Raw genomic sequence first — 18,376 nt, 5'->3', positions numbered from 1 at the left:
TACGCTACAGGCCCTGCATTATTGTCCTATAATCTTGTTTGCATTTCACCACCTACCTTCCACATAGTAACTTCTATGCTAAAAGGAGGATTTCTGCTTTGTCCAATTATTTAGTTAATGTTTCTTAATCAACATTCTAAAGCCATTAATTATAAATGTCATTACAAATGGGCCTAGCATCGTTACAATAATTATTGCCCATACTATCCTTATTTTAGTTTTATCAAGTTTCAATTGGCTCACCTTCTTTATAATAAAAATATCATAAAGAAGAACTATCTTCTGTAAATAAATTGTAAATTCTTATTTATTTTTGCTCTAAAGCTCCATGCCTATTTCTTGCTCTTTTATATAATAAAGCTGTAGGCTTCAAAAGCTACTACAGCTTCTAGTAATCCAGTGCAACGATTTTAATAACATTACGCACAATTGCTTGTTGATAACTCTAATCATTAGTTTATAATTATTATTTTTTTTTAATAATAATAAGCAGTCGGTAGTTTATGCTTCCAACTGCTTAATATTTGTGAATTAAAAGGGGGACCTTATTATTCTACACATTTATTATTAAGGCAGTGTTAAAATAATAAATATTATTGTTAATTTGTTTTGAATAATCTGCAAGTAAAAAGCAGCTACAAAATGTAGCCACCCATTATTGATTCTTATTAGTTGCATTTATTTCTTGCAATCTCTCCTCTGCCGATTTAATTGCTTCAACACCTGCTTTACATAGTACATTAATACCTTTTACAATAGTTACTATTACAAATGCTTCTACTAACTCTTCCATAGTTAAACCTGATTCTATTGCGGAAACAGCATGTGCCTTTGCACCACTTACTTCATCATCTAAACTATCTAATATAGTGAAAATTAATTCCCTTGTCTTTTTTGGCAAATGCCCATTTTGAATAGATTCACGCATTACTAAATACCCTTTTAACCCATCTGGAGAATATTTAGAGAGTGCTTCAGCAAAAGGCGGGTTCCATTTTAACTCATCTTTATAATAATTAAGTATACCTTTAAAATCGTCCATAACCAAACTTTACCTCCATTTGAATTCTCATTTATTTTTCATTGTGTTTTAGTGTTATTATTATATTCTGCATTCAACTTACGATCCCTCTAAAATATAAAAGATCCTAAGGATTTCTCCCCCGGATTTAATTATTTACTAACTTTGGTCTTGTCTATTTCTAAAATCTTCTTTTCACTTCTTATGGGTTCCACTATTTCCTTAATAGCCTCCATTGGTGTCCCCAGCGGACACTTTATTTAATCATAATATAGTTAATTTTAATTTTTACAAATTCATATCTCAACGACATAAAAAAGTCCTATGTGACGTTATTTATTAATGTCTTATGGGACTTTTAATGAACGTAACACAATATGTATTGTGTCGAGTTCATTAAGTTTTATAGATGGATTATTTAGCATTGCTAACTATATATCTTTTTTTATAAAAGTTTCAATATAATGAGGAGCTATCCCAGAAATTTTTGTTATTGACTTACTACATTATTATCTTTTTGCTTATTTAACAGTAAGCTTTATTATATTATAAATTTCATCATCAGATAGACTTGATTCCCCTTCAATAAGTTCTAATACTTTACTATGTTTATCATACCTTCAAATTAAATTTTTTCTAATTATATATAACTTAGTAGACATTTACTTTTCCAAAATCAGAGTATATAATTTAAATGCAAATTATATTTATTGGGGGATTTAACTATGAAAATATCTTTTAAAAAGGTGCTTAGTGTTTTATTATTAACAACACTAATATTCTCTTTGCTAGGGTGTTCTAAAATGCCGAAGCCCGATGAATCTGTTTCAGGTTTCTTTGATGCATTAAAAAAACAAGATGTAGTCACTGCTGCTAAATTTATTAAATCTGACACCAAAAGCGGATTAAATTATGATAATACTGAACAAGAAAAGGTGGTTAAGGAAGTATTTTCAAAGCTTGATTATCAGATTGAATCATCTGAAGTAAAGGGTGATAACGCAACAGTTAAGGCTAAGATAACCTCAGTTGATTTAGTAAAAATTACTGGAAAAATGATTTCTGATTTATTACCAACTTTTATGGCACAAGCTTTTAGTGGAAATCAGACAAGTGATGAAGAATCTCAAAAGCTCGTAGACCAATATTTTTCAAATAGTATTAATGATCCTAAGGCAGAAATGACTGCTACTGAAGTAACAATAAATTTAGTTAAAAGTGATGATAAAAAGAGTTGGATTATTGTACCTAATGATGATCTATTAAATGCTATGACGGGAAATCTGCAAAAGGCGTTTGCTTCTCTTAATTCGAATAAATAAAAAACAAAAACCCGAGGTTTCTCTCGGGTTTTTGTTTTTGTGGACTATGTAGTGTAACATTATCATTAATTGTATTATCTATAGGTTCTTCATGAATAGACTCTGTCTATATTCCGTTAGGTGTAATAGTTTATAAATTTTCAAACCATTCATAAACTGGAGCTCCTAAAGAAAATCGAACCCACGACCTACTGATTATGAATCCGAGAAAGCTGATTCTAGATAATTATATATTGTTATATCTTGTTATGTTAAATCAATAATCTCAGATAATGATGTTTATCTTATGTTAAGATATTATGCTAAAGTACATCGTATTAGGTGTATGAATAGGTGTATTTCAATATAATAGAAAATACTACTTTATTCATATAAGTAATTAAAAACATTTTACATCCCCTTATTTTATTTATATATCAACATTATTAACAATAACGGTGTGAATATATGCCGCGAAATCCTATTTACTAATATGTATATACTTAGTGAAAAAAAGCCTCTATACCACTTATCGGCTACGTAAAATCCTTTACGCTACTTACAGGCATACAATAACTTTTAATCCTCACTTACAACCCCATCCTCAATTTTAATTATCCTATCTGCATGTTTTGCCACATTCATATCAAGGGTAATTAAAACAAGAGTCTGATTATTATATGACAGCCTGGGGGAGTTGTTGACTTCAGGCTGTCACCCCAGCGGAGTTTTACCCCCATGGGTACGCGACATATGTCGTTAACTGTCTTATTCATGCAGCGTCTGCTTAGTTACAGGATATTCAAATAATACTATGATTATGATTAAATATATAAAAATGTAATATTGACAGAATAATGTAAAGATGCTACACTTAAATCGTAAGTAGTAAGTAGTAAGTGATAAGTAGTAAGTAATTGGCAAAAAAATACTTTTAAAAATTTGTTAATTAGGAGGAATTAATATTATGGAACTTCGTTTTTCTCAGAACTTCTCACTGGTAGCACTAAATGCACAAGATAGTCTTCATCTAACCAATGCAAAGAAAGTGGCTCTGCGCTGCATGGCTGCCGCTGCCATTTTAGAATTGTATCTGGAGCAAGGATTTACTATAGATAAGGGTATGGTTACTTTCAATAGGAAGGATCTGGAGAGACCTGAAATCACTCTGTATCAAGAAACAGTTTTAAAAGCTGTTTTAGGCAGAAAAGAAAGCTTAAGTGATACTCTTCCGCATTTACTCACCGTTGTCAGTAAATTATCAAAGAAATATTTATTAAAAATTGAGAGGGCCTATGCAGATTCTCTTATTGGGGATCATGCCTTAGAAGAAATTCCGAATTTGCTCGGATGTGATTTACTGTTTGACACTGCTGGTGTATCAATGAAGGAATATCGCAGTAATGAAGAATTATTTACAAAAGTGATTGAAAACCTTCGTGCTGAAACTCTGGAAGAGGGGCTAATGACCGATGAGTCTATCTTCATGCTCTGGCTGATGCGGGAAAGCGGCTGCTTTAATGATATCTTTTCCGATGAGGAGTTGAAATGGGTAAGAGTACGCATGAGTGAATTGTACGAAAACAGCAATCTGGCAAGAAAAGTTTTACCTGTTGATATTCATAGTTCACTAGAAATAGCAATAAAGAAATTTCTTAGGCTAAAAAGAGCTGCTATGAGTACTCCTACAGGTACAGGTATCACTTTTGCTTTCCCTGTTTTTGAGCGTTCTCAATCTGTTTTTATCGAAACTGAAGCTTATTTCGAAGGTAAAGAAGAACGATTGCGTGATGTACTGACACGGCTTAGGGAAAAGGGTCATAACTATACTGTTTTACGTGAAGGGGCTGTGCCGCTTATAAAAATAGATAATCTCATCTATGAAGCCGTACCATATGCATTTAATGGTGGTAAAATGCCAATTCACGGTGTCCGTTTAAGAAAATATCCAATATATTTATGATTGGGAGGGATTTGTATGTCCCGTCAGCGTACCATTGAAAAAATACTAGCATCAGAATATGTGTCCATCGGTGAACTAGTACGCCTAACAGGATGCCGTTACAGCACACTAAAATTCTATACTGAAGAAGGAATGCTTCCCTTTGAGCAGGAAGAGGAAAACCTGACAAGGCGATTTCCGAGAGCTAAAGCGGTAGAGAAAATTAAAGAAATACAGGAACTAAAAAAAAGAGGGCTTAGTATTCCGGAAATAAAAGATATTTTGTTACGATAGATGACAATTGCAATCGGGATGACCTAATTTTGACCTTAAAATTTATCAGTAGGTGTATATTAAGGTGTATTAAATAAAATTTAAGCTCTAGGATTTCCTAGAGCTATTGATTTCATATGGAGCTCCTGAAGGGAATCGAACCCACGACCTACTGATTACGAATCATATACCTTCTTTTTTAATGAGTATTTTTAAACTTAAATAAATCTCTATAATCCTTTATTCATCAGCATTTAAAACAATATCTTTCTCATTCATTCTTATTCATCGTCAAGTATGTTTTTGTGTTTTCCCGTCATATTTCCCGTCATTTTTATAAACCCTATTTTTTACTCTTTACTCTCTCATCTTTATCAACAAGTCTCTTTATATGTTCTTTTTCAAGTGGATAAGTAATATCATTTATTTCGGCATACTGTCTCCATTTCCTATAAAGCGGTATTCCATCAAATAATGATTTTAATTTAAAGGCATCTTTCACAGATACAGTTTCTATTTCATTATTATATTCAAGAACTGTTCCATTTGATACCTCGTACTGAAGATATTTGCTACTCAGGGATGCATACGCGAGCTAAGTGAGCAACTTAAGTATTTCATTGAATGACCTCAGAAAAATCATAGAACAAGTGGTCTAACTCAATGCTTCCAATAGCATCAGATTGATATAGGCAACTATAATGGTAAAATTCTACGTTTTCATTATTAAGAAGCACAAAATCATCCACCAGCACTCCTAAAAGCAAGTCCCTTTGCAACTGTTCAATTATGGCAGTGTTCTTTGGAACATCAATAGTTTTTACAACATATCCAAACATTATGTTACGCTTATGATAAGAAGGATACTTAGGTGAATTAACAACAAATCGAGAGACACCCTCTAAAATATACTGGCGATTCAAGTGATTTTCTCCATCAATACGCTTACATTCAATGAGGTAGTAATCATTTAGGTCGGCGAACCAATTATTGGATACAACCTTTATGTCACATCTCCCTCTATACTGGTCTTCGTCAGGAATAAACGTTTCCGGAGATTGCGGAATGAACCTTAAGCCCCAATTGTTGAAATTAAGGTGCTGAGCCACAAGCCGATCCGTGATCCTGTCTTCATGATTGTGTAGGTGCCTTCCAGTGTTTTTGCATGCTTGGATCATATCTCGGCTACATTGATATAGGTGCACGATTATTAAACTAAAAAGCCCTTTCTCAAACGCTATATTATTAGACTCATTCTTAAAGCCGCCCATCAAATATCCCCTCCATTTCTTGAGAGAATTTGATTAACAGCTTCCATCAAATCAAGTTGTGCTATTGCAGGATGCCAATTTTTATAGTGGTTTGGCTTAACTATATAGAAAGAATTTTCTTCGAAGTTAATAACATCTTTTAATTCAAAGAACAAATCGTTTATTTTATACGCTGAAAATTTGGTTGAAGCTTCCTTGGAAGAATCACGATCATTTATAACTTGAAACCATTTTTGTGGTTTTTCATCTTGCAAAACTACTTCAACTGCACTGTAATGTTTGGCAATTTTTTGATAAACATTAATTAGTATATGCTTTTTTGATGTTGCAAATACTGCAGCTAAATAATCGTAAAATGGTTTAGCATACAATTCAAAATCCTTGATTTCAGCGTCACGATATATATTATGGTCATTACTTTGGGTTAATTGTGGAATTTGTATACTAAGTGCGTAATCAACAAATTCATTGTCTAAAAGATGAAATGCTTTAAGGATGAGATATTTTAGTTCTTCCATATCGCAAGATGTATCTTTCGAGATAGAAAGTTCATTATTTGTATTATTTGCATTTTGGATTTTCTCCACAAGTTGAGCAATATCATCTGCATATATATACGGAAACAAAAGGATTTCATCCATCTGTCTTTGTTCCCGTTCAACGCCTAAAGACGAATTAAGCATTAAATTAAAATAGGCATAAGCATTTGAATTTAATAATCCAACAATATTAAGTAATTGTGTTTTTTGTTCAACAGAGCCCTTAATTGCATAAAAAGCTTCTCTAAAAATAAAACTTGTCTCGGAATAAACAGCTCGCATAGTATAATCACTCATATCAAGACCGCGTCTGACCAAGCAGTAGGGGGCCTCGTATAACTTTTCATTGCGAATACTCTCTACTTTTCTTTGATTAAAAGAAGTTAAGCGGCTTAAATCAATTTGAAAATGATCAATCGCTGTAGATTCCAAAAACGATCTGCCTATTAAATGTGAGGCATCTTTTTTATTAACTTTACCATTACTATCTTTCGCACTATATTTCATGCCTGTTCCGACTATCAATTTCGGAGATTGCTCACTAATTGCATCTCCAAGGGTCTTATATTCATTTTTTATTCTCAGAATGTTATCAATATCTCCTGTTAATCCATAAACAAGTGTTTTCCATACCCAATCATTCTCAGCGAGTAATCGCTGCTTAATTTGCTTAACATCGTTCTTTTCAACAACAATAATGTTAAACAAACGAAAGAAAATATTCGGTTTCATAGAAATGTATTCAAAGCGATTCTCGAGCACATTCTTATCTGAGAAACGATATGACAAGACCACCGCAGGAGCATCAGCGTTTTTAAACACAAGCTTGCGAACGGAAGACAATTCAACAATTCTCATGATTTCAGTGTTATTGAGTAGGTAGCCTCTGAAACTTTTTGAAGGCTGTTTTTGCATATACAGTAGCTTTGAGTGCAACACAAAACAGCATTGCGTGTTTGCACTGCTAAAATCTTTCGAGCGAAGAATAAATCCTCTGCACGTATCGCTATTCTGCATATATTTTTTATAGTTTCGTTTTGTGCAATAGTCCGTTTGCAATTGATTACCTTTTCCCCACGGAGGATTACCAACAATAAAATCAAATGCGACTGTCTGAAGTGATGATAATGCATCCTCATCAAAAAAATCCTTGGCAAAAAGGTTTTTCCCCTTAAGGTTAGGCAATACAAACTTGTTAAGTGTCTTTGGGTTTTTATAATCTAAAACAGCAAGGTATAGTGAAAAAATAGCAACATCTATAGCATCTGGGTTAAGGTCAACGCCATAAATATTTTCGGTCAATATACGCTGTAGAACTTCATTGTCATCAGTAAATTGCGCCCCGTTAAGTTCTTTTTCAACCATGCGGCGATAGCTTTCAACTAAAAATATTCCGGAACCACAGGATGGGTCTAAGACTTTACATTTTCCATTATCTCTGACAAATTGCGAGATGGAATGATCTAAAATATAATCGACCAAGTATTGTGGTGTATAAAAGGCATTATCTTTATCTCTTTTTTCTTGTCCTAACAATATTTCATAGATATTACTAATCAGTTCCACGGGAATAATGTTAAAATCGTATAGGTCAAAAAAGGAAAGTTGACCTGTCTTGGTGTCAATATTGGCCGATAGGAAATCGCGCAATACCTGTAGAACATCAACCGTTAGGCTAGAATCATAAATCTCATTATTAAGTTCAAATAAGTTTCCATTAAATTTTTCTTTTAAATGTGAAAATAACGCATATAAATTTTCCTTATGGTCTAATAATTCCAAAAATGAATTTCTCGAAACTTGAACATCAGACGAAAAACCAATGTAGTCCAAATCGACACCACGATCAATAAGGTATCGAATAAAAATAAGTCGTAACATCAGTTTGGTCGCGAAAGAAACATGGTACAAATTTCTTAGCTTCTCAGTGATATCAGCTAAATTGCTCAACAAGCAATCGTTAAGCTTTTCGCCGCTGAACTGTCTATCATATTTTCCCCAAAAGTTCTGATTAGTGATATCCCAATAGGAAAAGGGAGAGTTTTCGTCAATTGTGTCTGCTGCAATGCTCCCCACTTGTTCTAAAATGCACTCTTCTCTGTCAATAAAACATCCATTATATATTTTTACATCACTGGTTCCACAAACTATTACAATTGGAATTTGAGCGTTCCAAATTTTTCTGTTTAATTGTTTGCTTTCGTCTTGATTTGGGTGCTCTTCAAAAAACAGAACAAAAGGGTTATCATCGATCAGGTAAATGGCATACGGAGAAAGTTCATCCAGCACCTTTGCTGTGTGGGCAGAAAGTAATGCATCACTAAAGTTATCGTGCTTATATTTTAAGCATGATGACTCAGCATATCCCATTTGTTTGATGATTTCATCAATGTGTGCCAAAAACTCACCCCTATCTAATTTGTGCGTGTTCTTTTATCAAGTATTACCTTGAAGAAAAATGCAATACGGACACACCAAATCTATTTTAATTATTATAACAGACAACAAGCTTAATATCAATTATACAGTAACTTTTAAGCCTAATTAAAGAGATTGTAAATCCATCTTAAAAGCATTCATAACTCTCTTCGATCGTTTCTTACGGCCGAAACCTGCAAGATATTCTGCTTTACCATTTGCTCGTAAAACATGCCTAGTCCGAGTTCTTCACAAATCAAAGCTTTAATAGTCATATCACTAACAGCCAGGGACATTTACAAACTAGTTCTATATTATACTAGCACCATATCCGGATTTATCTTTATATTATTCGCACTTGCCAATGTATCTGGATTTATTTTAAGATTAGCTAAATCACCCCATGTTAAAGTATTTTTCCCTATTATCTTTATTAAACCTATATATATTTAATAGTACATTAGCATCTAAAACAATTATTCCATCCTTTTTAATATTATCAATAATATTTCCACTTTTCATATTATATTCAAAGAAAGCTTGTTTCATTATAGCTCCCCCTTTTAATATAAGGTAATACTCAATCTTAATATTCTTTTCTAAATAACACCCAAATTTACATTAGATTATTATTCATGTTTAATTATATCTTTCAAAAATTCTATTTTAATTATACAACTGTTAAATCTCTCTATATTTGAATGATATACAACAAAAGCATATGGTAAAGATAAAACTTGAATTATCCATTTTAAATATTCAATATCATATTCTTTTAAAGGTGCACTAAAAATATAATTTAAAATATATTCTTTTATAGGAGCATTTAATAATGCAAGAATCAAAAGTACAATAAATGGAAGCGTAACTTGAGACGTTTCTTTCTTTGATGAAAGTTTATACTTCCAAAATGATAATATTTCTTTTTTAGGTAGTTTATCTTTATATATCAATTTATTTATATTCGGAAATTTATTGTCAGTTAAATATGTATTATATTTTTTTAACTCTGCATAATTGAATATTTCTTCAACTCTTATACATATATCTATTTCATTTTTAAATAAAAATCTTACAGGCCCTTCAAAAATAAAGTTTACTATAAAAAATATGATATACAAAAAAGCTACGCTGATTAAAACAAAGCTTATTGCCAGAAATTTTGATTTTATCGATATTAATATTGAGGATGCTAGTATCAGTATATAAATGAAAATTATATACAATTTAACAGAAATTTTTTCGTCTTTTAATAAAATATGTTTCAAAATTTCTTTATTGCATTTTTTAAATAAGCTTTTCGTTTAAAATCCCCCCCGTAATTTATTCAATTACCATACCATTAAATAAATTAAGATCAATTCAAATATTATTTATATTATTTTCGCATTAGTTTTACAATTTACGAATATATTCGCAAATAAAATTATAACATTCTTGGGTTCTATTTCACATGTTTTTTTGTTAATTTGTAAAAGTTTACTATTACGAATATTATTTCAGAATTAATTAAAACATATAAATCTATTTACATTTTTCTAAATAAAAACACAGACCTTATCGAGTCTGTGTTAAGTCAATCCTGTAGTTTATTATTTAAAATTGAAATTAAAAATAATATAGGTATCCTTAATCCTAATAAATTTATAGAGTTACTCTCAATTATAAATGCTCTATAATAACTTATTCCCTATACTTTGAACTTATTTAAATTATTATAAATTTTCATATTTATAATACTATTTATATACCTTATTATTCCAAAGGTTTTTCCTAATATTTGGAGAACTATTATTAATAGTATATAATAAACTGGAGTTGATAATGTGGATGAAGAATCATTAAATACTAACTCACTTAATAAACTATTTAATACCGTATTAAAATATTCTATAATCTTTCCTATAGTTATCTATTTTATAGGATTTATATTCACTACTGGGTTTTTGGGTGCATTTGTCCCAAATAGTTCGCCATTTGAGACATTAACTACCGCCTACTGTGGATTTTTACCTTTCTCAAAATATTTATATATTTCTAATGGAATTATTTATTCAATAACTCTTATACTTTGTACATTCATTTCAATGATTTTATATTACTCTTTGTATAATTTTTATATTGAAGATAAATTTCCTTTTGTCAAAAGAGTAATTACTAGTGATACTTTTCTAATCATAGGTGAATTAATACCAATCATAATCTGTTGTTCTTTAGTAGCATTTATGCAATATAAATGGTTCACTTTCTATCATGAGATTCTTTATAATGCCATGCTTATCTTTTCTCAAATAATTATATATAAAGTAATAAATCTAAGATTAGAGTTATTAGAAAAAACCAAGACGAATGACCAGCTTGTTAAAGCTCGGAGCGACAAATACAACTTACTTTTACACAAGTTTTATATTTTCATACTTATTTTCTTTACTATAATTATCTCAACATATATTTGGGGAGTACAAACATTGGATAAAAAGTTAAGCCTTTACGAATCTGGAGCCCGGTCTTTTACATTTGCAAAAGTAACTACAATAAACAATTTGTCCAAAACTTATTATTATTTAGACACTACCTCAGATAGTTTTATTGGATTTACTGCAACCCCATATTCATTAGTTGTTATTCCAAAATCTCAAATAAGTAAATTAGATATTTTTCAACTAAATAAGGAACAAACCTATGAAAAATACAGCTTCACTAAGCAAGAAAGCAAGGATGATATTAATGAAGAGTTAGAAACAACAGTAAAGGAGTATTATGAATCTAGATTTATAAATAAAGATTATAAAAAATTTGCTAGCTTATTATCAAAATCATATTTACAAGAAAAATATCATCTTTCAATCGATACTTTAATTAAAAGCTTAGAAAAAAATTCGAAATATTCAGATAGAGATATTAGTGAATATATTAATTATGAATCTTCTATTCCTGTTAAATTTAATGACTCTTATCAAATAAATGTAATTGAATATTGGGTAAATGACCGGTCTTATTCAACCTTTTTCTTAAAAAAAGAAAATGATTCATGGAAAATTAGTAAAATAAATTTATCGAATCAACCTTTTTCATTAGTTGAAAAATAAAATTTTCAAAATAAATAATTATGTAAATACCTCTTGTTATTATCACATGAACAAAAGACTGAGCTATAAATAATAGCTCAGCCTTTTTTGTCTCCATAAATACCCACGATATTTTTTTATGTCCCTTCGTGGCACCAGAGGGATAGTCTAGTTTGTGGTGTATGGAGTACGTCTACATTCCACATTAAACTCCAAAGCTCTAATGCTCTGCACTAATAATATTATACCATATATCACTAAATATCTAACTGTAATTATGTATACCTCTTATATTTTAATAATGTAATTCTTTTCTCATCTCCTTAATAACAAGTTCTATATCTGGTAATATTAAATACTGTTCGACAAAACTATAATCTTTTTTTAGCTGCTCTTCACTTTGCTTATATTGTTCTTTACTTATTATAATTCTTTTATCAACTTTATTTATCAAATTAACAATAAAGCTTAATTCCATTACTAGTCTATTTAATGAACCTATAATACTGGATACCTCTTTATTTTCTTTGATGTCCATAAATTTAGATGTTCCATAAACTTTTTCGTAATACTCATCTGTTAAACTTTCCGATATATTTTTTATTTGCTCTAAAACTTGTTCTCCTAATATTGCTATTAAATCTTTTTGTTTATGTGTTGGATATTTGTTGTTTATCATTATTTTCTCCTTTTTTAAATTGTTAATTTAGTTAATTGGGTTTCAATGTTATTTAACGAAACTATTCAATTTTTTCTATAGGTAATCCAAGGTCAGAAAGATATTTTATTGGAATATATATTCCTTCATCTTCCTTCCAAGATACAGCATCTCTTTTAATGTGAATTCCTTTGCCTTGAGGAACTTTGTTTAAGAATAAATCTAAATTCAACTGCCAGTTATCTACTTCATTATTCGGCGTAGCTGTCCATGAGAGAGAATCTGTCCATGAATAAGAAATAGATTTGCCTGAATTAATTCCTTCACGAATACTTTGATTTGTGCCTTCTTCTAATCTAGACAAGAATATTTCTAAATCTCTAAGGTAAATAAACCCTTCGTGTGGTGCATCTGTGGTGTAGTCACTCCCTGAAGGTAAATTTTCATAATCACATGTATAAGTTACCCCATTAGCTGATAGATTGATTTTAGTATCTTTATCCAAAATTTGTAACTTAAGAGATTTATCTTCAAATTTATTAGTTGTAAGCTTATTAACATTTTTATTATTAACTTTATTATTAAAATTAGAATACAAATACACTCCAGATATTATTATAGATATGCCTATACCAATCATAATACTTTTAAATGATATTTTCATAATAACTCCTCCTAAAATTGTTCCAATTCATTTTTCCTATTAAAATACAGGTGTGATACTGGGGGCTACTCATGAAGCCCTTTTTTATACTCCATAAGTATCCATAAGCTTTTTATATTTTGATGTTTTATAAGCAAGTAACTTGTCCACTTCTATAGGTTCTTTAAAGCCAAATATAATAGATTTTTTATCTAACCCTAGTTGTCCAAAACGTTTATGCTTAATTATTTTCTCCTCTACTAAGCTATCTGTATGCCCTTTTTTCATTCCTAGTAATCCATTAGTGTTATAGCTCTTCTGCCATACCTTCTCAGTACCTGCTAATTCACTAAAGTATTTCTGAGTTTCCAATTCCCCAACGCCTAAAATTACCTTATAGGAAGTATTATCAATAATAATTTTCCTTATTTCTTTGCCATAATGTCTATCTAAATCTGATAATGATTGAACAATAGGCACTATATGGACATTTCTACTTCTTAAAGTACCCATACCTTCGACTAATCCTTCAACTTTTCCTAAACGTGGCAACTCATCAAGTAACATTAATATTGCTGGTTGTTGTTTGTCTTTCCTCTTTGTTAAATATCTAAATGTCTGTGAAATAATACTCGCTATCAATCCTTTGTATTGACCTAACATACTTTCGTGTATTCTTAAGTAAATTGTAGCCCCCTCTTCCAAAACAGCAGGTGTCCAACTTGTTTTCCTTGTAGCATTTCTTATTTTTTCATCACTTGCAAAAGTTAATATATATGTCCTGAGAGTTGAAAACACGCCAGTTAAAGTATTTTCAGCTATTCCATTAGCAGCACTACACAATAACTTAACCCGATTATCCTCACTGTTAAACAGCTCTTGTATTAGCTGATTAGGTTCTGTAATTAGTACCCTTTCGCAAATGTCACCAAACGCTTGATTTTTATTAATTCCATCCAATATTGCGGAAGCAAATACCCCTTGAGCACATTCACTCCAGAATTTATCTCCAGTAAGTGGTGTTGGTATTATGTTTCTAGCTAATTCTGTAGCTCCATCTATTCCTTTAATCTGCTCTAATGGATCATAGCAATCACAATCAGCACTATCAGGGTCGAATACATAAACTTTACTGCCCATAACTTTTTCTCTATATGCTCCTGTAAATCCATGAAGCTCTCCCTTTATATCAACCACTATAGCTGCACCATTCCATGTGAATAGTGTTGGAAGTGATATGGATTGTGTTTTTGCAGTACCTTGTCCACCTATTACAATTACATGACCATCTTCTGTTTCAGGCATAGAATATACTGTCGAGCCTTTCTTTCCGAATATAATTCCTTCTCCATCATTACTACTCGGCTTAATACCTTTGGCATCACCACCTAGAATAACCCCCTTAAACACTACGTATATCAAATAAACAGTACCAATGAGCCATATCCATCCTAATAAACTTGATAATACTTTATTTGTTACTAGATTCGTGATACCACCCATAAGCATCAAACCTAAGAAGAAAATACCTACGCTTTTAATTATTTTATTAATTAGCGTGTTATCTTCTAATTTAACAGCTAAAAACTTCTTATAAGCCCCTAGAATGAATATATCCATCACTAGGTAAAACAAACCATCTTGTACAGTTCTATTCTTTGTTACTGAGCTAATAATAAGCAATGCTATAAAGAATACTGCAAACCCCTTAATCATTGTACTTATTAATCCTGATGGCTTCTTTGGAGTTTTCCTTTTCATACTGTCACTACCTTTCTAATTGTACTTCCTTAGTCCTTGTGTTCTGTTGTTCTTTAACACTTGTCTCTAATTGCTTTTCAGGCTTTTGTTCCAACTGTTTTGATAACTTTTCTTCCTTTTTCTTTTCCTTCAACTCCTCTTTATATCTAGCATTTTCAGAATCTATAAGTCTTTTAACAGAGCTTTCTCTTTTTGAAACTTCATCCTTAAGCTTATAAAAATCTTCCTTGGTATTAATTCCATTGTCTTTTAATACTTGTTTTTGAGTCTCAATTTCCTTCTTAATATCTTTTATAACCTGGTTTCTTTCAATATTGCCCCTTATGTCCAGGAGCTTGTTTTGGCTCTTTAAGTCCTCAATTTTCTTTTCAGCATTATTTATATAATTCATAGCCTTTTCAGAACTCTTTAAAACCTGTTGTTCCTTGTTTTCTCCTTTAATTACACTTACTAGCTCTGCCTGGTGAGTTTCTATGCTTCTCTTACTCTCTTCATAAACCTTTATACCTGATATTCTTTGGTCATAGCCTAGATGCAAATTACATTCATTAGCCATGTTTAGTAAATCATTATATTGCTGATAAGTATTATTTAGGTGCTGCATTTCCCTACCGGTTATTCTGTCTATAGATTCTAGGTTTTTGTAAAGTTCCTTATCTATCTTCTTAGCATTATCAAGCTCTTTTTTCATATCAATCGTTTTAACTTCCTGTTTGATAGGCTCTTTTTCTTTTACAAAATCCAAGCTCTTATTAACATCAATCTTATTTTCAGTAGGCTTTTTAAATGAATGAAGAGAATAGGCAGCATCTTCAACTAACTTATTACCTGATTTATGAAGGCTGTATGTCATATCCTCAACTAACTTGTTGGCTGACTTGTGAAGGCTTGTAGTAATATCCTCAATTGTGTGATTTGTTATCTTCATAAAATCATATATTATTCCACTCGGTTCTTTTTTGTTAATTTTTGCTTTTTTAGCTTTAAGCCTTTGCTCTTCAGATAACCTCTTCATATATTGGTCAAGTTCATTTGTGATAGGATCAGGAAATCTATTTTCATCTGTTTTCTTTTTTCCCTTGTATTTATCAGCTTCTTTGAGATTTTTGAAATAGTCGTCCATTTCGAAATTTATACGATTCTCCATATATACCCCCTAATTTGTATCCACTAGGAACACTTTTTATATTGAATGCCCACAGTGGACTTTTTTTAAATGTTGGTATCAGCTCCTTTCAAACATATTTTATATAAAGATAATACCTACGTAATACCAGGTATTATAGTAGTATTACTTTAATAATTTTGAAAATTATCTTTCAAGTCCTAAGTTCTTTTTATTCTCTACTTCTTTAGAAAGATTATTGCTAATATCGTTAGCAGACATATTATTGCTGTTGGAAATGCTCCTATCATTGTTATTGTTACTTTGTCCATTAGTGTTAGTTTTAGTTTCTCTTGCTTCGGAAGATTCTTGTAAACCTCTTGTTGTACCTCCCTGGCTAGATACTTCGTAAACTTGTCCATCTGCTGCGTTTGCTCTGATACTATGTTTTTGTAATTGCTCGCCAGCTCTTCCTGACCCTTTAATATCTGTTCTTGAAGATCCACCACTTTCCCTATTGATGTTATTAGCTCCTTTGATTGCTCCTTGTTTTGAGAGTTCTGTATATAGATCTGCTCCAGTAGGCTTTGAAATACTGCTCTCTGCTCCACTAGATTTCTGCTTACTTCCTTCAATAGCTCTATTGGTGGCACTTGCAATAATTCCTGGTTCTGCTGCTCTTGTAATTCCTGAAATGTTTCTTTCTGCTCCTCTGTCATATTGTTCTTTAGTAACTCGTTTAAATCCACTTTCCATGACCTCCTTCAATAAAGTTCCATCATGTAGCTTATTATCTCTAATCTTTTTACCGTCAGGAGTTGTATAAGTTATATACTTCCTGGTATCACTCCAATTAACTTTGTAACCTTTGCTTTCCATATCCTTTATAAAATCCTCTTTGGTTTTACATTTTAATTGAGATTGCTTTATATCAATTATGATCTGACCTTTCCACCAGGGAGTATCTTTGTTGATAGCAGCTCTATACTCATTATTAGACATTCCTTTTACTTTTGCTGTACCTTTATCTTTTTCAGCTTTCTTTTTATTTTCAATAACACTTAAGTTCTCTCGCTCGCAAATCTTATCACTTTCTTTTTTGATTTTATAAGCTCCGTTTTCAACTTGATACTTTTTGCCATTCTTATAACTAACTGAATTTATTACAATATGATTGTGTATATGGTTTTTGTCCGTATGTGTTACTACTAAACATTCATGATATGGAGCTATTTTACTAGCTAGCTCCGTTCCTATTGCATGAGCTTTCTTTGGGTCGACCTCACCAGGTTTAAAGCTCTGTATTACATGAAAATATTGAACGCCATTCTTTTTATGATAATGAGTTTTAGTGTAATTCATTTCATCCTTTACATTCTCAGGACTGCAATTAACACCAGAAATTAATTCTTCATTTGTTTTTTTGGGATTAGTAACATATTTAACTATTTTACTTACTGGACTTTTTGAGCTAAGAGATTTAATACTTGCCATATTTTATTAAGCTCCTTTTGAGTAAGCTGTAAATCTTTATTACAATCAAAGATATTTCCACTATTTAAGACCTTAGCAATTTGATTAAGATTAGCACCTATCTTTTTAATCTGTGTAACCAATTCATCCAATCCCTCAATGACAATAACCTCATTATCAATTACCATAGTTCTCAAAAACTCGCTCTGTTTTAATTTAGACTTTCCTACATTTTCTTTTAATTTGTGCAGCTCTTCATCTGACACATAGAATTTAATCTGATGATTTTTAGAACGTGACATAACTAACCTCCCTTCTCTATTTTCACAAAAACGGAAGCGTTAGCTTCTGTAAACTAAATTGAATTATTTCAATTTAGCCCTAAAGGAGTCCAGGGGAATACCCCCTGGCAAGCAGTGTTTGAGTACTCAAACACGAAGCTTGCCATCTATCTTCCTACTCACATTTTTTCATTAAGAAACGAATGTTTTTTAATAAAATTGAAGTAGGGATACTAAGATTTTGATAACTCAAAATCCGTTCTTGTAGGAAGATGGATGTGAGACGACTTAAATGACAAATCAATTTTTAATTTTAAAACTTTCTTAATGAAGATATTTTTAAAATAATTTCTTCTATCAAGATTATTGCTAATACAAAAATAATAATTTGCAAATTATTACTTGTTTTAATTTGTTCTACGGGATGTTGAAGAAATAAAGATATTCTAGTGTTATCAAATCTAAATAAAAATTGTCCTAATTCTTGTTCCACCATCATGAACATTAAGATTATCCATCCAGTTATAATGATTCCTATTACTATGATTTTTTTAATAAAAGTTGTCATATAAAACTACCTCTTTTTTTATGTGATATAATTAATTCTTTACCTTGGTTCTTA

17 protein-coding genes are annotated in these 18,376 nt (G+C 31.0%); 4 read left to right on the top strand and 13 right to left on the bottom strand.

What is annotated here, in order from left to right; all coding sequences use genetic code 11:
* Nucleotides 1–655 precede the first annotated feature (655 nt).
* The gene (locus tag ACJDUH_RS14320) at nucleotides 656–1,042 is read right to left on the bottom strand and encodes a carboxymuconolactone decarboxylase family protein (RefSeq protein ID WP_406765891.1); all 387 of its coding nucleotides are present in this window, start codon (nucleotides 1,040–1,042) and stop codon (nucleotides 656–658) included.
* Nucleotides 1,043–1,746: 704 nt separating this feature from the next.
* Here ACJDUH_RS14320 and ACJDUH_RS14315 point away from each other — a divergent pair.
* The 3 genes from ACJDUH_RS14315 to ACJDUH_RS14305 all read left to right on the top strand — a co-directional run bounded on the left by ACJDUH_RS14315 (nucleotide 1,747) and on the right by ACJDUH_RS14305 (nucleotide 4,558).
* Nucleotides 1,747–2,343, top strand: coding sequence for a DUF4878 domain-containing protein (locus tag ACJDUH_RS14315; protein ID WP_406765890.1), 597 nt, complete (start codon nucleotides 1,747–1,749; stop codon nucleotides 2,341–2,343).
* Nucleotides 2,344–3,289: 946 nt separating this feature from the next.
* Nucleotides 3,290–4,285 (top strand): hypothetical protein, encoded by a 996-nt coding sequence (locus ACJDUH_RS14310; RefSeq protein ID WP_406765889.1) that lies wholly within the window; start codon nucleotides 3,290–3,292, stop codon nucleotides 4,283–4,285.
* Between the two features lie 15 nt (nucleotides 4,286–4,300).
* Nucleotides 4,301–4,558, top strand: a complete 258-nt coding sequence (locus ACJDUH_RS14305; protein ID WP_406765888.1) for a helix-turn-helix domain-containing protein — start codon at nucleotides 4,301–4,303, stop codon at nucleotides 4,556–4,558.
* Between the two features lie 322 nt (nucleotides 4,559–4,880).
* Here ACJDUH_RS14305 and ACJDUH_RS14300 read toward each other — a convergent pair whose 3' ends face one another.
* The 5 genes from ACJDUH_RS14300 to ACJDUH_RS14280 all read right to left on the bottom strand — a co-directional run bounded on the left by ACJDUH_RS14300 (nucleotide 4,881) and on the right by ACJDUH_RS14280 (nucleotide 10,033).
* The gene (locus ACJDUH_RS14300) at nucleotides 4,881–5,039 is read right to left on the bottom strand and encodes a hypothetical protein (protein WP_406765887.1); all 159 of its coding nucleotides are present in this window, start codon (nucleotides 5,037–5,039) and stop codon (nucleotides 4,881–4,883) included.
* A 115-nt stretch (nucleotides 5,040–5,154) separates the two neighbouring features.
* Nucleotides 5,155–5,646 carry a hypothetical protein gene (locus ACJDUH_RS14295; RefSeq protein ID WP_406765886.1) on the bottom strand — a complete coding sequence of 164 codons (492 nt, stop codon included), beginning with the start codon at nucleotides 5,644–5,646 and terminating at the stop codon, nucleotides 5,155–5,157.
* 161 nt (nucleotides 5,647–5,807) lie between these two features.
* Nucleotides 5,808–8,747 (bottom strand): HsdM family class I SAM-dependent methyltransferase, encoded by a 2,940-nt coding sequence (locus tag ACJDUH_RS14290; protein WP_406765885.1) that lies wholly within the window; start codon nucleotides 8,745–8,747, stop codon nucleotides 5,808–5,810.
* Between the two features lie 414 nt (nucleotides 8,748–9,161).
* The gene (locus ACJDUH_RS14285; RefSeq protein WP_406765884.1) at nucleotides 9,162–9,314 is read right to left on the bottom strand and encodes a hypothetical protein; all 153 of its coding nucleotides are present in this window, start codon (nucleotides 9,312–9,314) and stop codon (nucleotides 9,162–9,164) included.
* Nucleotides 9,315–9,394: 80 nt separating this feature from the next.
* Nucleotides 9,395–10,033 carry a hypothetical protein gene (locus ACJDUH_RS14280; protein WP_406765883.1) on the bottom strand — a complete coding sequence of 213 codons (639 nt, stop codon included), beginning with the start codon at nucleotides 10,031–10,033 and terminating at the stop codon, nucleotides 9,395–9,397.
* 558 nt (nucleotides 10,034–10,591) lie between these two features.
* On the opposite strand from ACJDUH_RS14280, the gene ACJDUH_RS14275 reads away from it, so the two are divergent.
* Nucleotides 10,592–11,854 carry a hypothetical protein gene (locus ACJDUH_RS14275; RefSeq protein ID WP_406765882.1) on the top strand — a complete coding sequence of 421 codons (1,263 nt, stop codon included), beginning with the start codon at nucleotides 10,592–10,594 and terminating at the stop codon, nucleotides 11,852–11,854.
* A gap of 274 nt (nucleotides 11,855–12,128) precedes the next feature.
* Here the strand turns inward: ACJDUH_RS14275 and ACJDUH_RS14270 are convergent, their stop codons facing one another.
* From ACJDUH_RS14270 to ACJDUH_RS14240, 7 genes are all read right to left on the bottom strand, one after another.
* Complete coding sequence (locus ACJDUH_RS14270) at nucleotides 12,129–12,512, bottom strand: hypothetical protein (RefSeq protein WP_406765881.1); 384 nt, start codon at nucleotides 12,510–12,512, stop codon at nucleotides 12,129–12,131.
* 61 nt (nucleotides 12,513–12,573) lie between these two features.
* Nucleotides 12,574–13,155, bottom strand: a complete 582-nt coding sequence (locus ACJDUH_RS14265; protein ID WP_406765880.1) for a hypothetical protein — start codon at nucleotides 13,153–13,155, stop codon at nucleotides 12,574–12,576.
* A gap of 84 nt (nucleotides 13,156–13,239) precedes the next feature.
* On the bottom strand, nucleotides 13,240–14,895 hold the full coding sequence (locus ACJDUH_RS14260; protein ID WP_406765879.1) for a type IV secretory system conjugative DNA transfer family protein: 1,656 nt from the start codon (nucleotides 14,893–14,895) through the stop codon (nucleotides 13,240–13,242).
* A 7-nt stretch (nucleotides 14,896–14,902) separates the two neighbouring features.
* Nucleotides 14,903–16,042 (bottom strand): hypothetical protein, encoded by a 1,140-nt coding sequence (locus ACJDUH_RS14255; RefSeq protein WP_406765878.1) that lies wholly within the window; start codon nucleotides 16,040–16,042, stop codon nucleotides 14,903–14,905.
* A 165-nt stretch (nucleotides 16,043–16,207) separates the two neighbouring features.
* Nucleotides 16,208–17,494: a relaxase/mobilization nuclease domain-containing protein gene (locus ACJDUH_RS14250; protein WP_406765877.1), complete on the bottom strand. Its 1,287-nt coding sequence runs from the start codon at nucleotides 17,492–17,494 to the stop codon at nucleotides 16,208–16,210.
* Entirely contained in the window at nucleotides 17,455–17,775 is a 321-nt protein-coding gene (locus ACJDUH_RS14245; protein ID WP_406765876.1) for a MobC family plasmid mobilization relaxosome protein, read from the bottom strand. The genes ACJDUH_RS14250 and ACJDUH_RS14245 overlap by 40 nt, the downstream gene beginning before the upstream one ends.
* 292 nt (nucleotides 17,776–18,067) lie before the next feature.
* Complete coding sequence (locus ACJDUH_RS14240; RefSeq protein WP_406765875.1) at nucleotides 18,068–18,322, bottom strand: hypothetical protein; 255 nt, start codon at nucleotides 18,320–18,322, stop codon at nucleotides 18,068–18,070.
* Between the last annotated feature and the right edge of the window lie 54 nt (nucleotides 18,323–18,376).

Source organism: Candidatus Clostridium radicumherbarum (assembly GCF_045310525.1).
GTDB lineage: Bacteria > Bacillota > Clostridia > Clostridiales > Clostridiaceae > Clostridium_AT > Clostridium_AT radicumherbarum.
Note: the sequence above shows the minus strand (reverse complement) of the source record. Positions and strands in the feature narration are given on the sequence as shown.